This is a genomic window from Nostoc sp. (assembly GCF_036918245.1).
Classification (GTDB): domain Bacteria; phylum Cyanobacteriota; class Cyanobacteriia; order Cyanobacteriales; family Nostocaceae; genus Nostoc.
Genome location: NZ_JBALEF010000029.1, coordinates 54,944 through 72,383 on the forward strand (window position 1 = coordinate 54,944; position 17,440 = coordinate 72,383).

Here is a 17,440-nt window from a genome sequence, read left to right on the forward strand (position 1 = left end):
AATTACATGGTTCACTGGTTTAGCCAAAAATCTAGATCGTTAATATACAAAAGTATCTTCCATGTAATTCTGGAACAACCTTTAATATTTTTCAGTCAGTGATATTCTGGTTTTGGAGATTTCAGTAGTAATATTAACTGCATCGCTAACCCATAAAGTTGTTAAGTTAAAATCAGCGCTACTTAAAAAAGAAAAACAAGCTTTTTGTAAAAAAATTATTTTTGCTTCAAGTTAAATATGAAACTAATAACTAATTCATTGGCTCAAAATAAAAATGAATTTCTGACAACCAAGAGTCAAATTTCATTATCAGAAAACAACTTAGAACAAGATAATTTAAGATTACCTATTTTGAAAGAACCCCAAAAATACCTACTAATCGAGTTGAATCATACTCAAACTGATTATCCTCAACAAGCGTGTATTCATCAGTTGTTTGAAGCACAAGTAGAGAAAACACCTGATGCTGTAGCACTAGTTTTTAATAATCAGTATTTCACCTATAGAGATTTGAATAGTCGTGCTAATCAACTAGCAAAACATCTACAATCACTAGGGGTAAGCGCAGAAACTCTTGTAGGAATCTGCATAGAGCGCTCCTTAGAAATGATTGTAGCACTTTTAGCTATCCTTAAAGCAGGTGGAGCTTATGTACCATTAGATCCAGGCTATCCACAAGAACGTTTAGCTTTCATGCTGTCAGATACCCAGGTATCTATACTATTAACTCAAAAAGAATTAGTTGCCAAATTACCTACTCACACAGCATTTGTAATTTGCCTAGATGCAGATTGGAGTACAATCGCCCTAAATAAAAAAGAGAACCTAAGCACTAGTATCACTGCTGATAACTTGGCTTATGTCATGTATACATCAGGTTCTACAGGTACACCCAAAGGTGTTAGCGTTATCCATCGTGGTGTAGTTAGGTTAGTCAAAGAAACTAATTATGCTCACCTCACGGCAGAAGAAGTAATTCTGCAACTTGCTCCTATTTCTTTCGACGCTTCAACTTTTGAAATTTGGGGTTGCTTACTTAACGGCGGACGACTAGTAATCTACCCTCCTCATACACCATCTTTAGAAGAATTAGGGCAGATTATTCAGCAATACCAAGTTACTACTCTTTGGCTGACAGCAGGTTTATTCCACCTGATAGTAGATGAAAAAATTGATGCTTTAAAATCCTTGCGTCAACTTTTAGCGGGTGGCGATGTTTTATCTGTTACCCATGTGCAGAAGTTTCTCCAAACAGTAGAAAACTGTCAACTAATTAATGGTTATGGCCCAACTGAGAATACAACTTTTACCTGCTGCCATCTTATAACAGCGCCACTACAACCAGATGTCTCTATTCCTATTGGTCACCCAATTGCTAATACCCAAGTTTATATATTAAATAACAATCTTCAATCAGTATTAATTGGAGAAGCTGGCGAATTGTACATTGGTGGTGATGGATTAGCTAGAGGCTATTTGAACCGTCCTGATTTGACTGCCGAAAAGTTTATTTATCACTCCTTTGATAGCAATTTAGCAACACGGCTTTATAAAACTGGAGATTTAGCTCGTTATCTTCCAGATGGCAATATCGAGTTTTTAGGTCGGATTGACAATCAAGTAAAAATTCGCGGTTTCCGAATTGAACTAGGGGAAATTGAGCGGGAGATTGCACAACATCCTGATGTTCGGGAAATTGTCGTTTTAGCTCGTCAGGATGAAGCAGGTGAAAAACAGTTAACGGCTTATATTGTCCCTCACTATAACAGTAAATATACGCACAATAAATTACGTGGTTTCTTACAACAGCGACTACCTAATTATATGGTGCCATCGGCGTTTGTGATGTTAGAATCACTGCCTTTGACTGCAAATGGCAAAGTAGATAGACATAAATTGCCAGCACCAAGTAAAGAACGTCCGCAACTGGAACAAGCGTATATTGCTCCCCAAACCGATTTAGAACGTCTGCTTGCAGGTATTTTATCCGAACTGCTGAAAATCGATCGCGTCGGGATTGATGATAATTTCTTTGATTTAGGAGCAACTTCAATCTCAATTCTACAAGTTGCTGCGCGAGTAAAACAGGAACTTAATATTGAGCTACCTGCTGTAAAGCTATTTCAGTATTCAATGATTGGCTCTTTAGCAAAGTATTTGGATTCAAACCAGAATAGCCAACCGTCTTCTGACAAGCTGCAAAATCGCGCCCAACGCCAACAAGCAGCTCGGACTCGTCGCCGTAATCATCAACAAGGTGTTTAAGCAATGGTGAATATGCAAACCTCAGATAACCAAGATCCTATTGATGGTGTTGCCATTATTGGCATGGTAGGAAGATTTCCTGGCGCTGGAAATGTCGATGAGTTTTGGCGCAATCTGTGCGAGGGATTAGAATCAACGACTTTTTTTGAAGATGAGGAGTTAGATCCTAGTATTGATCCAAACGTTTGTAAAGATCCTAGCTACGTGAAAGCTAGAGGAGTAATTCCTGGGGGAGAAACCTTTGATGCTGCGTTCTTTGGCATTAATCCGCTAGAAGCTGTGGTTATGGACCCACAGGCCAGAGTTTTCCTAGAGTTGGTTTATGAAGCTTTGGAAAATGCTGGTTATGAATCAGAGTCTTTTGAAGGTTTAATTGGTTTATACGCTGGTTGTGGTCAAAATACTTATTTTGCTAACCACATTTCTGGACGTATGGAAATTGTTGATCGCATCGGTGAGTTCCAAACGATGTTAGCCAATGAAAAAGACTTTTTGACAACCCGTGCTGCTTACAAACTCAACCTCAAAGGCCCAGCCGTCAGCGTCAATACAGCCTGTTCCACTTCTTTGGTAGCAGTCATTCAGGCTTGCCAAGCCTTAACCAGCTATCAGTGCGATCTAGCTTTAGCAGGTGGTGTATCTATGACTACACCTCAAAACAGCGGTTATGTGGCTCAAGAAGGCAGTATGCTCTCTGGGGATGGGCATTGTCGTCCCTTTGATGCCAGCGCTCAGGGCACAATGTTCAACAATGGCGCAGGAGTAGTTGTCCTCAAGCGTTTAGAAGATGCACTCAATGATGGCGATCGCATCTATGCCGTAATTCGTGGTTCTGGTATCAATAATGACGGCGCTGATAAGGTGAGCTTTACGGCTCCCAGCGTAGACGGACAAGCAGAGGCGATTGCAATGGCGCAAGCTTATGCTAACTTTCATCCAGAAACCATCTCTTATATTGAAGCTCACGGCACAGCTACACCTTTAGGCGACCCGATTGAAATTGAAGCGCTGACGCAAGCATTTCGCGTACATACAAATGCTAAACAATTCTGCGCCATTGGCTCTCTTAAAAGCAATGTCGGACATTTAGTTGCGGCGGCTGGGGTAGCAGGGTTAATAAAAACCGCTCTCGCTCTGCACTATAAAAAGATTCCCCCTAGTTTAAATTTTGAGGCTCCCAACCCCAAGATTGACTTTGCCAACAGCCCCTTCTATGTAAATACCAAACTAGCTGAATGGTCAGAGGGTGAAACTCCGCGACGAGCCAGTGTGAGTTCTTTTGGTGTCGGCGGTACTAATGCTCATATTGTGCTAGAAGAAGCGCCACAAATCCAAAGTTCAGGATCTTCTCGCCCACAGCAGCTATTGTTACTCTCGGCAAAAACTAGTCAAGCTTTAGAGGCTGCAACAGCGAATTTACAGCAGCATTTACAGTACAATGCCGAAATTAAGTTAGCTGATGTAGCTTATACTTTACAGCGAGGGCGCAAAGCTTTTAGCTACCGACGCAGTATAGTTTGTCACGATATAACAGATGCGATCGCAGCCCTGCAATCTTTAGATCCAAATCAAGTAAACACTCGTCATACAGAAATCCGCAATCCAGCCGTTGTCTTCATGTTCCCCGGACAAGGATCGCAATATGTAAACATGGGACTGAATCTCTACAACCGCGAACCTGTATTCCAGGAAGCAGTAGATGAATGTGCTGAAATGCTTAAGCCTTTGCTGGGCAAGGATTTACGAGAAATCATCTATCCCGCACCGAGTGATCGCGAAACTGCGGCTATCTCCCTGCGGCAAACCTGCTTTACCCAACCAGCATTATTTGTCATTGAATATGCTTTAGCGCTACTGTGGCAAAGTTGGGGAGTCAAACCCCAAGGCATGATTGGTCACAGTATTGGCGAATTTGTCGCCGCTTGTATTGCGGGTGTATTCACCTTAGAAGATGCGCTAATGTTGGTTGCAACTCGCGGTCGCTTAATGTGGGAGTTACCGGCAGGGGCTATGCTCTCAGTGCGCCTACCAGCCGAAGAGGTAGAGCCGCGATTGAGTGCAGAACTAGCGATCGCCGCAATTAATGGCCCTTCCCTGTGTGTAGTTTCTGGCCCCACAGAGGCGATCGCGGTTCTGCAAAAACAACTTGAAAGCGAAGAAGTTATCTGTCGCCATTTACACACTTCCCACGCTTTCCACTCCCCGATGATGGATAGTATCATTCACCCGTTTGCTGAGGTAGTTGGAAAGGTTAAATTATCGCCGCCCCAAATTCCCTTTGTATCTACAGTTACCGCCGACTGGATTACAACCCAGCAAGCAACCGATCCGATGTATTGGGCTACACATCTACGTCAGACTGTGAGATTTGCGGAGGGCATACAAACCCTATGGCAGCAGCCAGAACGCATACTGTTAGAGGTGGGGCCGCGAATCACAACTACGACCTTAGCCCGCCAACAAGCAAAAGATATTAAACAACAGATAGCCTACGCTTCTCTGGGTGATAACGCTGAGAATGAAGCCGAATGGACGGCATTACTCAAGGCAGTAGGACAACTGTGGCTAGCAGGAGTATCTATTGATTGGAGCAACTTCTATCAAAGGGAAACGCGACAACGAATTCCCCTACCCACCTATCCCTTTGAACGCCAACGCTTCTGGATTGATCCTCCACCTCATCCCAATCGTGCAGTAACTCCCAAACTTCCAAATCCCCAGTTATTAGAAAAGACCCAAACTATGACAACATTTCCTCAGCAAAAGCTTATTCCCCTGCTCAAAGAAATTATCGAAGAAACATCAGGATTGGAAATTGCTAGTGTTGACGACTTGACAACGTTTTTAGAAATGGGATTAGATTCCTTATCTCTGACACAAGTCGGGTTAGCTTTAAAGAAAAAGTTTCAAGTCAAGGTAACGCTTAGACAGTTACTAGAAATTTACCCGAATTTAGGAACACTGGCTGACTTTATCAATTCAGCCTTGTCTCGCGAAACTTTATCCGCATTAGGATTAACAGAAACCGTTGCAGAACCAACTCCAGAAGCAGCATTACCAGCACCTGCAACCACATCACCCACTTTGCTAGTGCATGAAGTTCATACAAATGGATCAAATGGATCTGCACCTCAGATTTCCCTGCAACCAGCTGCATCTAGTGTCCTAGAAAGTGTGATTAATCAGCAGCTACAAATCATGAGCCAGCAATTGGCACTATTGGGTAATAGCAGTCAATCTCTAACAATCCCAGTTGTACCTGCGGCGATATCTCAAAATAATGGTGTCAAGCCACAAAACGCTCTATCTATCCCCCCAACCCAAACCAACAAAGAATCACAAGCATCGGTAGACACAGAATCAAATGGTGCGAAAAAAGCATTTGGTGCGGCAGCTCGAATTGAAAAGACCCAGACTAAAACTCTCACAGCGCAACAACGCACTCATCTAGACAAAATTATCCAAAGATATACACAACGGACTCAAAAATCCAAAGAATATACTCAAACTCATCGTCCTTATTTGGCAGACCCAAGAACTGTTTCTGGGTTTAACCCGACGATGAAAGAGATGGTTTATCCCATTGTGGTGTCTCGTTCATCAGGTTCTAAACTTTGGGATGTTGATGGCAATGAATATGTTGATTTAAGCAATGGCTTTGGCTTGAATTTGTTTGGTTGGTCGCCACCTTTCATTACTGAAGCAATTGAAGCACAACTGAAACTCGGCATGGAAATTGGGCCGCAAACTCCCTTAGTTGGAGAAGTGGCAAAGCTAATGTGTGAGTTGACCAACTTTGACCGAGCAGCCTTTTGCAACACAGGTTCAGAAGCGGTATTGGGAGCGATGCGGATGGCACGCACCATCACAGGGCGTAACTTAATCGCCATCTTTTCTGGAGCTTATCATGGTATTTTGGATGAAGTAATTGTTCGAGGTACAAAAAAACTCCGGTCAATTCCAGCTGCTCCTGGTATCCCACCTGAAATGGTGGAGAATATTTTGGTGGTGGACTACGATTCGCCTGAGTCTCTAGAAATCCTCAGAAGTCGGGCTGATGAGTTAGCAGCAGTGATGGTGGAATCTGTGCAAAGCCGTCGCCCTGAATACCAGCCCAAGGAATTCCTCCAGCAATTGCGTGATTTCACAGAGGAAGCTGGTATTGCCCTAATTTTTGATGAAATCGTTACCGGATTCAGAATTCATCCAGGTGGCGCTCAAGCACATTTTGGTATCAAAGCTGATATAGCAACCTACGGTAAGATTGTGGGCGGTGGGCTACCAATTGGAGTCATTGCTGGCAAATCACAATATATGGATGCTTTGGATGGCGGGTTTTGGCAGTTTGGCGATGACTCCGTTCCAGAGGTAGGTGTAACTTACTTTGCTGGCACCTTCGTCCGCCATCCTTTAGCACTAGCAGCCGCCAAAGCAGTACTTCAGCATTTAAAACAGAGTGGCCCCAGCTTACAGCAAAATCTCAATGTAAGAACTGATAAGTTTGTAGCAGAACTCATGGGTTATTTCCAGCAAGTTCAGGCTCCGTTTACAGCTTATAATTTCGGTTCACTGTTTATGGTGAAATCTGCACCAGAGTTTGCCTATGGAGATTTACTGTTTTACTTGCTGCGGGATAAAGGAGTGCATACTTGGGATCATCGTCCTTGCTTCTTGACAACAGCCCATTCCGAAGCTGATCTGGCTTTTGTAATGGCAGCCTTTAAAGAAAGTATTGCCGAAATGCAGTCTGCTGGCTTCTTGTCTGCACCGCCCGTAGAAGTAACAAACCGCGAAATTACCAATAACAGCCTACGCAATCGTCCTCCGCAACCTGATGCCAGATTAGGACGAGATCCCCAAGGCAACCCCGCCTGGTATATTCCTGATACCGAGCGACCTGGGAAATATTTACAAGTTGCCAGTGTTTCCTGAAGTGTTTTAAAAAAGCAATTGCAGAGAAAGTATAGTGTGCTTCAATAATTTTGCAAATAGTAAATACTCATCCATAAAGGTTTTGTATGTCGATTGATAATCTACTTGAACCTAGTTCTATAAAGTCCGATCCGAAGCTTCCTGAACAAATCATTGAAACTGATATTTCAAACTTCCGGGAAAACTTCAACTCTTCTCACTTCATATTTTCGCATAAACTTGCAGGACATCCTTTATTTGAGATCCCCCGCTTAGTTGAGCTGGCAAATACCATGCTTAGTCAGGGTAGAACAAATAAAATCCAGTCTTATATCAGCAAAGTCCCTGTTGAGCAAAAGTGGAATCAGCGTCCTGGAATCAAGCAAATTAACGAGGCGATCGCACATATTGGAGAATCCGATTCTTGGGTAATGCTTGAAGATGTTCAAGTAGACTCAGAATATGCTGCCTTGGTTGACCAAATTATAACTGAACTCGAAACTCTTACAGGTAAACCCCTTCGGCAGCAAATGACGTGGCTAGGTGCTTACATCTTTATTGGTTCTCCTAATTCTATTACACCTTACCATATCGATAGTGAGTTGAATTTCTTGTTTCAAATTCAGGGCAAAAAAGATATGAGCCTCTTCAATCAAAACGATCGTTCTGTACTGAGCGAAGAGGAGATTGAAAAATTTTATGTAGGCGACCTGAATGTAGCAAATTATAGAAAGGAGAATCAGAGTAAAGCAAAGGTTTACCATTTGCAACCAGGCAAGGGACTCCATCATCCGATACTGGCACCCCATTGGGCTAAAAATGATAATAATGTCTCTGTAGCTTTGAGTATCCTCTTTTATCTGCGACCTTACGATCTCAAAGCCAGAATATATCAAGTCAACAGTTATTTACGCAGACTGGGATTGGAACCCACTCCACCAGGTAAATCTCCCTTGAAAGACCGGATCAAAATTTTGGCTCTGGGTCTTCTATCCGATCGCCGACCGAAAAGTAAATTTATGCTACTGCGCTCTGGTGTATTAAGACTCAAATCTCTTGAGGGAAGGCTAAAGCAATTTCTCGACAAGATTACGAAAAAAATCTAAATTTTTCCAAATGATTAATTATGAATTAGCCTGAATACTGAATCTGTGTTCTATAGCAATTCTAAATCATTTGTGAAATATTCTATTTTAGATGCTTTGCGTAGCTTGTTTATATACAACATTACATCCTTCATTGTCGCCGATAACAAGCAACTACGCATCTATATTAAAAAAAAATAACTTTCACAACTAAAAGAGGATTGCTATAAGTAAAAATTAAAACCAAAAATGTCAATATATAAACACATCAAATCGCTCACTTCTTTACGCGGTATTGCAGCCTTGGTTGTTGTTGTACACCATTTTTCTTCCTACGGTTTACCGAAAACAGGTTCAACTTTATCAACTTATAGCAATTTTTTTACAAATGGATATTTATGGGTTGACTTTTTCTTTATTTTGAGTGGTTTTATCATGACCCACGTCTATGCAGAGGATTTTTATTTAAAAGTAAGTTTAAATCACTATTGCTCGTATTTATTCTCACGTTTTGCTAGAATTTATCCTTTGCATATATTTATAATTTTTCTATTTATTGGATTAGAATTTGTCAAAGCATTTTTACTAAAGACTTCTGCTTTTACTGGTAAATTTAACTTAACCGCTCTTGTTGCCAATATTTTTCTTTTACAAGCGTTCGACCTAAAGTGCCCACCTTTATTATGGTGTAATACCTATTGGAATGAACCGGCTTGGTCAATTAGCGTAGAATTTTTTATTTACTGTATATTTCCATTTTTATTATTAATTTTATTAAAAAACAACCACAAAATTGATTTGATTATTTATAGTTCTACTCTCTTTAGTATATTACTACTAATCACCTTTACCCGCGGCAATTTAGATACTATTATTGGCATCCCTTCGATAGCTAGATGTGGGCTAGAATGCATACTTGGGATTATTACTTACAAAATTTACCGTAGAGGTAATTATAAAAAGCATTTTAATCTTAATTTACTGGCAATTATAGCTATAACTTGGATAATTTTAATTATGCATTACTATTGGCATGATTTTCGTAACATTCATGATTGGCTAATATTACCAGCTTTTTCTCTACTGATTTTATCAGTATCTATCAACAACACAAGTATAATATCAAAGTTTCTAAATTCACAGTTAATGCTATATATCGGGACGATATCTTACTCAATTTATATGGTTCATTGGTTTGTTCAAGAATTATTAAAAGTTTTCTGGCTTTATAAATTTCACAATGTTTTTGGCAAAGGATTCACAGAATATCAATCGTTGACATCTTTAGGAGTATTTCTGATGATTATTTTATTTATAGCATCATTAACATATAAATTTGTAGAAGTTCCTACTCGTAATTATTTAAAGTCTAAAATCTTGGATGGAAATTTATTTAAACTTAGTAATTAAAAAAAAGACTGAGATTTAACCACATTCAATAAACTGAGAAAATAATAAAGTTTTATGACCTTATCACCTGTAGATTACCAATCCACATTAACTGCGGTTGACTTCGATCCATTTGCAGATGGAGAATTACTTTTAACTGCCCCTGCCACAGAATCACAAAAAGAAATTTGGGCTTCTGTGCAAATGGGAGATGCTGCCAATTGTGCTTATAACGAGTCTCAATCTCTGCTACTAAAAGGCGAACTTGATGTCAAACTTTTCCAGTCTGCGGTGGAAAAGTTAGTACAACGTCATGAAGCACTGCGGACAACTTTTAGTACCGATGGCAATACACTTTGCATTGTTGCTTCTCGGCAAATTGAAATTCCGATTATTGAACTTTTTAACCTGGAACCACAAGAACAACAGGAAAAATTAGCTAGTATCTGGCGACAAGAGGTAGAGCAACCTTTTGATTTGGAACATGGCCCGCTATTTCGGGCAAAAATTGTTAAATTGCAGCCGCAGGAGCATCTAGCTATTTTGACAGCGCATCATATTATTTGTGATGGTTGGTCTTGGGCAGTGCTGATGCCAGATTTGGGTAAACTTTATTCTGGCTTGCAACAGGGTATTGTTCCTGAATTAGAAGAACCAGACTACTTAAGTGAATATGCGATTTTACAAGAAGAAGAGGCGGATAGTCCAGAAGCGATCGCCACAGAAAAATATTGGTTGGAACAATTCGCTGACTCTGTACCTGTACTGGATTTCCCTAGCGATCGCCCCCGTCCACCACTCAGAACCTTTAACGCCGCCCGCGAAGATTGGCATTTAAATTCTGAATTAGTTGCCAACCTGAAACAACTAGGAACAAAACTCGGTTGTAGCTTTATGACCACCATTTTGTCAGGATTTGAGGTCTGGCTGCACCGGCTAACAGGACAAAACGACTTAGTTGTAGGCATTCCAGCCGCCGGACAAGCTGCTTTAGGGCAATATAATCTTGTAGGTCACTGTGTAAATTTATTACCCTTGCGTAGCCAGATTAATGGCGAAAAATCTTTCAGCGACTACTTGCGATCGCGGCGCTCGGCTGTCTTAGATGCTTATGACCATCAACAATTTACTTTTGGTAGTCTGATAAAAAAATTAGTATTGCCACGGGATTCTAGCCGCATTCCCTTAGTACCGATTATATTTAATGTCGATCAAGCTTTAGACAGCGATCGACTTCCGTTTATCGATTTAGAGGTAGAATTTTTCTCCAATCCCCGCGCATTCGAAAATTTTGAACTGTTTATCAATGCTACGGAATCGCATGATGAACTTATCCTCGAATGCCAGTACAACACTAATTTATTTGACGCTGATACTATCCGCCGCCGCATGGCAGAGTTTGAAACTTTGTTATTGGGTATAGTTGCTAACCCTAATCAAAGTATTGCCAAATTGCCAATTTTGCCAGCAGTTGAGCAACAGTTATTAGCAACATGGAACAAAACTCAAACAGCTTATCCCCAAAATATCTGCATTCATCAGCTGTTTGAAACTCAAGTGGAAAAAACTCCCGATGCGATCGCTGTAATTTTTGAAAATGAACAAATTAGCTACCGCGAACTTAATTTGCGAGCCAATCAGCTAGCCCATTACCTCCAAAGCTTAGGAGTCGGGTCAGAAGTTCTAGTTGGCCTGTGTGTCGAGCGCAGCTTGGAAATGGTTGTGGGAGTTTTAGGCATTCTTAAAGCCGGGGGAGCTTATGTACCATTAGATTATGCTTATCCTCAAGAACGTTTAGCTTTCATGTTGCAAGATGCTCAGGTATCAGTGCTAGTAACGCAGCAGAAGCTAAAATCGGGTCTACCCAAGCATCAAGCAGAGATTGTTTGCCTTGATAGCAACTGGCAATCCAGAGATTATGGGTTAGATAACCCGACACATAACGTCACTGCCAATAACTTAGCCTATGTCATCTATACATCTGGCTCGACAGGTCAACCAAAAGGCGTTCAAATTCAACATCAGAGTGCTGTTAATCTCCTAAATGCGATCGCTAAAGAACCCGGTTTAACCGCTGAAGATACTCTCCTCTCTGTTACTAGCCTATCCTTTGATATTGCCGTTTCAGAAATTTTTCTACCCCTATCTGTAGGTGCAAAGTTGGTATTGGTAAGCCGTGAAGTTGCGGCTGACGGCACACAACTGTTAAAAGCCCTAACCACCTCCGGGGCAACCTTTATGCAACCGACACCAGTTACTTGGCGGCTATTACTGGCAGCCGGATGGCAAGGTAGTCCTCAACTGAAGATGATTTCCACAGGCGAAGCCTTACCTAGAGACCTCGCAAATCAATTATTACCGAAGGGGGCTTGTCTGTGGAACCTCTACGGGCCTACAGAAACAACGATTTGGTCAACAGGCTACAAGGTGACAACAGCAAATAAACCAATAGGCATTGGTTGCCCTCTAGCTAATACGCAAATATACATTTTAGACTCCCATTTACAACCCGTTCCCATTGGTATATCAGGTGAGTTGTATATTGGTGGCGAAGGATTAGCAAGGGGATATCTAAATCGTCCCGAACTGACTGCTGAGAGATTTATTTCTAATCCCTTCAGCCCAAACCCTAAATCGCGCTTATACAAAACTGGGGATTTAACTCGCTATTTACCAGATGGACATATTGAATACTTGGGTCGGATCGACTATCAAGTAAAATTGCGTGGTTTCCGCATAGAATTGGGTGAAATTGAAACCGCACTCCTGGATGTTGCAGGAGTAAAAGAAGCCGTTGTAGTTGTTCGAGAAGACATTCCTAATGAGACTAGTTTAGTAGGTTATATTGTTGCGGAAACTGGTCAAGATAGCTTGCAAGTGATTTCGCAGTTGCGTCGATTCTTGAAACAACAACTTCCTGATTTTATGGTGCCAACGATTTTTATGGCACTAGAAGCTATGCCGTTAACCCCCAATGGCAAAGTCGATCGCAAGGCACTGCCAGAGCCAGATGCTCACCGCCCAGAACTGGAGGCAAATTATCTAGCACCTCGCACTCCTATTGAACAGCAGATTGCAGATATCTGGGCGCAGGTTCTTAATGTCAAGCAGGTTGGGATTAACGACAACTTTTTTGAATTGGGTGGATATTCTCTACTAGGAATTCAAGTAGTTTCTCGAGTGCGCCAAGCCTTGCAAGCAGAAATTCTGATGTCCAATTTATTTGAATTACCAACGGTAGCGGATTTGGCTGAACGAGTGGAAACTCTGCGGTGGGCAACCCAAGGCGTTCAAGCTGCTGAGAGTGAAACAGCTGATGATTACGAGGAAGGTGAGCTATGAAAACATTAAATGAACTACTATCTGAGCTACGTCAGCGCGATGTCAAACTTTGGCTAGAGGGTGAACGCTTACGTTATCGGGCGGCAAAAGATAGCCTCACACCAGAATTGCTGACCGAGTTAAAAACTCAAAAAGCCGAAATCATCAACTTTCTCCGACAAATTAACACAGCCGCCAGTTCACAAATTCCCCCAATTGTCGCTTGTGAACGGAATGACAACTTGCCGCTTTCCTTTGGTCAGCAACGGATATGGTTCCTCCATCAGTTTGAACCTGATAGTTCCTCAAATAATATGCCAGTTGTGGTGCGTTTTACGGGGAATCTCAATGTTGCTGTCTTAGAGGAAAGTTTAAGAGAAGTCGTCCGTCGCCATGAAGTTCTGCGGACAACTTTTCCAGCAGTGAATGGAAAGCCTACTCAAGTAATTGCCACCGATGTTTCCTTGACATTGCCAATAATTGACTTGCGGCAAGTAGCAAATGAACAACGAGAGGCGGAAGCTCACCTACTGGCAACTAAAGAAGCTCATCAACCCTTCGATTTAGGCAATGGGCCGATTTTGCGGGTGTTACTGCTCCGATTGAGCGATCGCGAGCATCTGCTAATTTGGAATATGCACTGCATAGTTTGTGATGGAGCTTCGTCCGATCTCTTCTATCAAGACCTCACTACTATCTATAAAGCATTGTCGGCAGGAAAGGCTTCTCCTTTAACTCCCTTACCAGTGCAGTATGCTGATTTTACCAATTGGCAATATCAATGGCTCCAGGGAGAGGTTTTAGAGTCACAGGTAAACTACTGGAAGCAAAAGCTAGAAGGTAATTTACCGATCATTGAGTTACCTTACGATCGCCCCCGTCCTCAAAGCGTACAAACCTATCAAGGCGATCGCGCTGCCCTGCTGCTATCAAAGGCGCTGAACCATGCTCTGACAGACCTGAGTCAAAAATGGGGTGTTACCCTGTTCATGACTCTATTAGCAGCATTTGAGCTATTGCTCTATCGTTATTCTGGACAAGAAGACCTACTAATTAACTTTGCAAGTGCAGGTCGAGGACAAGTTGAAACCGAGGGGCTGATTGGATTTTTTTCTAATACTCTTGTGCTGCGGAGTAACTTTGCAGGAAACCCAACTTTCCGAGAATTATTAGACCGAGTGCGTAAGGATTGCTTAGAAGCTTATACCCATCAAGACCTACCTTTTGAAAAGCTAATTGAAGAACTTAGACCAGAACAGCGAAGTCGCAATAGTTCGCCCCTGTTCCAGGTAAAATTCTCCCTCAATCCTCCTTGGTCAAATGGTCGTGGCATGGCATCAGTGCAACTACCTGATCTGACTATCACTTCTCTATTTGGCTACATCTATCATGGCAAAACCAAATACGATTTAACATTGGTCTTGCGGGAACAGGATAATGGTCTGGGCATGGTATTTGATTACAATGCCGAGATGTTTGATGCCAGTACAATAGAGCGGATGTTGGGACACTTCAAAACTTTACTTGAAGGTATTGTTGCTAATCCCGATCGCCCGATTGCTGAATTACCCCTGTTGACAGCACCTGAACAACATCAATTGTTAGTTGAGTGGAATAACAAACAAGCTGATTATCCCCAGGATACTTGTATCCATCAGTGGTTTGAAACTCAAGCTAAAAGAACTCCAAATAATATTGCAGTAAGTTTTGAAAATCAGCAACTAACCTATCAGCAACTCAACCAGCGTGCAAATCAACTAGCCCACTATTTGCAAACTCTAGGGGTAAAATCGGGGGTACTCGTCGGTCTTTATGTCAAGCCTTCCCTAGAGATGATTGTCGGGCTGTTGGGTATTTTGAAAGCTGGGGGAACTTACGTACCGATCGCTCCGACATCTGGGCGAGATGATTTGGCTGTCATTTTAGAAGATGCCCAGATATCTTGGGTATTAACCCAAAGCTCATTGCTTGAGAAACTCTCTGAGCATCAGGCACAAGTTATCTGTTTGGATAGTGATTGGGAAAATATCGCCCTACACGGGACCGAAAATTCAGATAATCACACCACAGATCGGATCGCCTGTGTGATGTATGTGTCCGGCTGCAATGGAAAACCTAACGGTATAGCTATTACCCACCGTAATCTTGTCACCCACAGCTTGGCAATTAGCGAAACTTGGGAGTTGAATCAGAGCGATCGCCTATTACTTATACTTAGTAGCAATTGCAATACTTTCATTGAATCACTTTTCCCCAGTTGGATTACTGGTGCTACTGCAATTCTCCAGTCTCAAGAGCTACAAAACTCGACGACGCAGTTTTTCCCATTCATTGCTCAACAACAGATTACCGTTGTCAATTTACCTACTTATTTTTGGTATGAGTTAGTTAAAGAGCCATCTGTATCTCCACAAACTTTGCCAGCCAGCTTGCGCTTAGTTATGGTTGGTGGTGAAAAAGTCTCACGCCATGCTTATCTAACTTGGGTAGAAAAAGTTGGCAAGCAAGTACGCTGGCTGAATGCTTATGGATCGCTAGAAACAACGTTAACCGCTACGGTTTACGATCCGGAAACTGCCACCGAAGCCAGTAACACTCGTTCAGAAATTCCCATAGGAAAAGCGATCACCAATACCCAAATCTACATTCTCGATCGGCGATCGCAACTCCTCCCTATTGGCGTAACTGGTGAAATCTACATCAGCGGTATCGGTGTTACCCAAGGCTACTTTAATCGTCCCGAATTAACATCTGCGAAATTTATCCCCAATCCCTTTAGCAGCGAATCTGGGGCATACCTTTACAGAACTGGTGACTTCGGACGCTACTTAAGTGACGGCAATATTGAGTTTCTGGGTCGCTTAGACAATCAGGTTAAAATTCGCGGCTTTCGCATTGAGTTGGCTGAAGTTGAGACAATTTTGGGTCAATATCCAGGTGTGCAAAAAACTGTGGTGATTGCCAAAGAAAATGTTCCTGGGGATAAAGGTTTAGTTGCTTATGTTGTCCCTAAACAAGGGGAAACTTTTGGGAGTGAGCAACTGCTGAGTTTTCTCCAGCAAAAGTTACCTGAACATTTATTGCCTTCTGCCTTTTTCATAGTCGATTCTCTACCATTAAATGCTAATGGTCAAGTTAATCGCCAAGCCTTATCTGCGCTGAATCCAACTAATTCTAAAATAGAAAAAACATTTGCCACAGCAGAAGATCCATTACAACTTCAGTTAACTAAAATCTGGGAAAACCTTTTAGGTATTCATCCCATTGGCATAAAAGACAACTTTTTTGATTTGGGTGGAAACTCACTACTTGCAGTACATCTGTTTTCTCAGATTGAAAAAACATTTGGTCTAAATCTGCCCTTAGCTATTCTCTTGCAATCTTCAACCATTGAACAATTAACTAATTTTATTCGCCAGCAAGGGTTTTTGCCAGAAAGGCATAATCAGGTTGAGAGTAGTACTAGTATCGACTCAGAAAAATCGATGCCTTGGTCATCACTAGTACCAATGCAGCCCAACGGTTCTAAGCCACCTCTATTTTGTATCCATGCAATTGGTTTAAGTGTCCTCTACTATCGAGATTTATCACTTCATTTTGGTGAAAATCAGCCATTTTATGCACTACAAGCACGAGGATTAAATGGGAAAGAAGCTCCCTTTACCAAGCTTGCACAAATGGCGGCTCATTACATCAAAGAGATACAAACTATTCAACCTGAAGGCCCTTATTTTTTGGGTGGCTCCTCCTTTGGCGGACTAGTAGCTTGGGAAATGGCTCAACAACTCGTAAGGCAAGGTCAAAAAGTAGCTCTCTTAGCTTTATTTGATACCACTGGTCCAAATTATATTAAACAAGCGCCATTAGAAAAGCGAGTTTCTCAACATTGGGACAACCTGACAAAACTTGGGACTAATTACGTGCTTGAGCAAATCAGGAACAAAAGTTCTTGGCTGAAGTATAAACTTCAAGAAAAGTTCCGAAAATTGCTCTTTAAATTCTCTTTAAGAATCTGGCGGACTGTACCTTATAACTACCGTAAATTAACAATTGAAGAAGCCAATAAACAGGCAGCTAGAGAATACGTTCTACAAATTTATCCAGGTCGAGTCACTATATTCCGAGCAGAAGAGCGCTTTGCATTGGAAAAACGGGAAGTTGACCCCCAAATGGGTTGGAGTGAAATGGTCTTAGGAGGTTTAGATATTCAAAATGTCCCAGGAAACCACGACTCTATTTTTAGAGAACCCCATGTCCGAACTCTATCTGAAAAGATGAGGGCTTGTATAGATCGAGCTATTGTAGACATCTAAAATTCATCTAATTCGCAGAAATAATTAGAGCTTTCCAACCTCATCTCGCTTCCGGGATGGGGTTGTTTTATTTGTAGGTAATAACTTCAATTATCTATATATATTATGTATAAATGCGATCGCCAATAAAGCCTTTGCATCAGTCCTAAACCTGTG

General features: G+C 41.7%; 5 protein-coding genes and 1 pseudogene. All 6 read left to right on the forward strand.

Annotation, left to right across the window (positions count from 1 at the left end):
• Positions 1-237: 237 nt before the first annotated feature.
• The 6 genes and pseudogenes from V7L12_RS06720 (at position 238) to V7L12_RS06745 (ending at position 17,284) form a co-directional block, all read left to right on the forward strand.
• Positions 238-2,265, forward strand: a complete 2,028-nt coding sequence (locus V7L12_RS06720; protein WP_335083222.1) for a non-ribosomal peptide synthetase — start codon at positions 238-240, stop codon at positions 2,263-2,265.
• Between the two features lie 3 nt (positions 2,266-2,268).
• Complete coding sequence (locus V7L12_RS06725; RefSeq protein WP_335083224.1) at positions 2,269-7,197, forward strand: aminotransferase class III-fold pyridoxal phosphate-dependent enzyme; 4,929 nt, start codon at positions 2,269-2,271, stop codon at positions 7,195-7,197.
• An 86-nt stretch (positions 7,198-7,283) separates the two neighbouring features.
• The gene (locus V7L12_RS06730; protein ID WP_335083226.1) at positions 7,284-8,282 is read left to right on the forward strand and encodes a cupin-like domain-containing protein; all 999 of its coding nucleotides are present in this window, start codon (positions 7,284-7,286) and stop codon (positions 8,280-8,282) included.
• A gap of 228 nt (positions 8,283-8,510) precedes the next feature.
• Positions 8,511-9,671, forward strand: a complete 1,161-nt coding sequence (locus tag V7L12_RS06735; protein ID WP_335083228.1) for an acyltransferase family protein — start codon at positions 8,511-8,513, stop codon at positions 9,669-9,671.
• A gap of 54 nt (positions 9,672-9,725) precedes the next feature.
• A pseudogene (locus tag V7L12_RS06740) lies at positions 9,726-12,989 on the forward strand (non-ribosomal peptide synthetase); the annotation flags it as partial.
• Positions 12,989-17,284: an amino acid adenylation domain-containing protein gene (locus tag V7L12_RS06745; RefSeq protein WP_335083232.1), complete on the forward strand. Its 4,296-nt coding sequence runs from the start codon at positions 12,989-12,991 to the stop codon at positions 17,282-17,284. The pseudogene V7L12_RS06740 and the gene V7L12_RS06745, both read left to right, overlap by 1 nt.
• Positions 17,285-17,440 lie beyond the last annotated feature (156 nt).

Bases quoted from the DNA above. Each gene is read 5' to 3' on its own strand.
- V7L12_RS06720 (WP_335083222.1), top strand. From the start codon at position 238: ATGAAACTAATAACTAATTCATTGGCTCAAAATAAAAATGAATTTCTG.
- V7L12_RS06725 (WP_335083224.1), top strand. From the start codon at position 2,269: ATGGTGAATATGCAAACCTCAGATAACCAAGATCCTATTGATGGTGTT.
- V7L12_RS06730 (WP_335083226.1), top strand. From the start codon at position 7,284: ATGTCGATTGATAATCTACTTGAACCTAGTTCTATAAAGTCCGATCCG.
- V7L12_RS06735 (WP_335083228.1), top strand. From the start codon at position 8,511: ATGTCAATATATAAACACATCAAATCGCTCACTTCTTTACGCGGTATT.
- V7L12_RS06745 (WP_335083232.1), top strand. From the start codon at position 12,989: ATGAAAACATTAAATGAACTACTATCTGAGCTACGTCAGCGCGATGTC.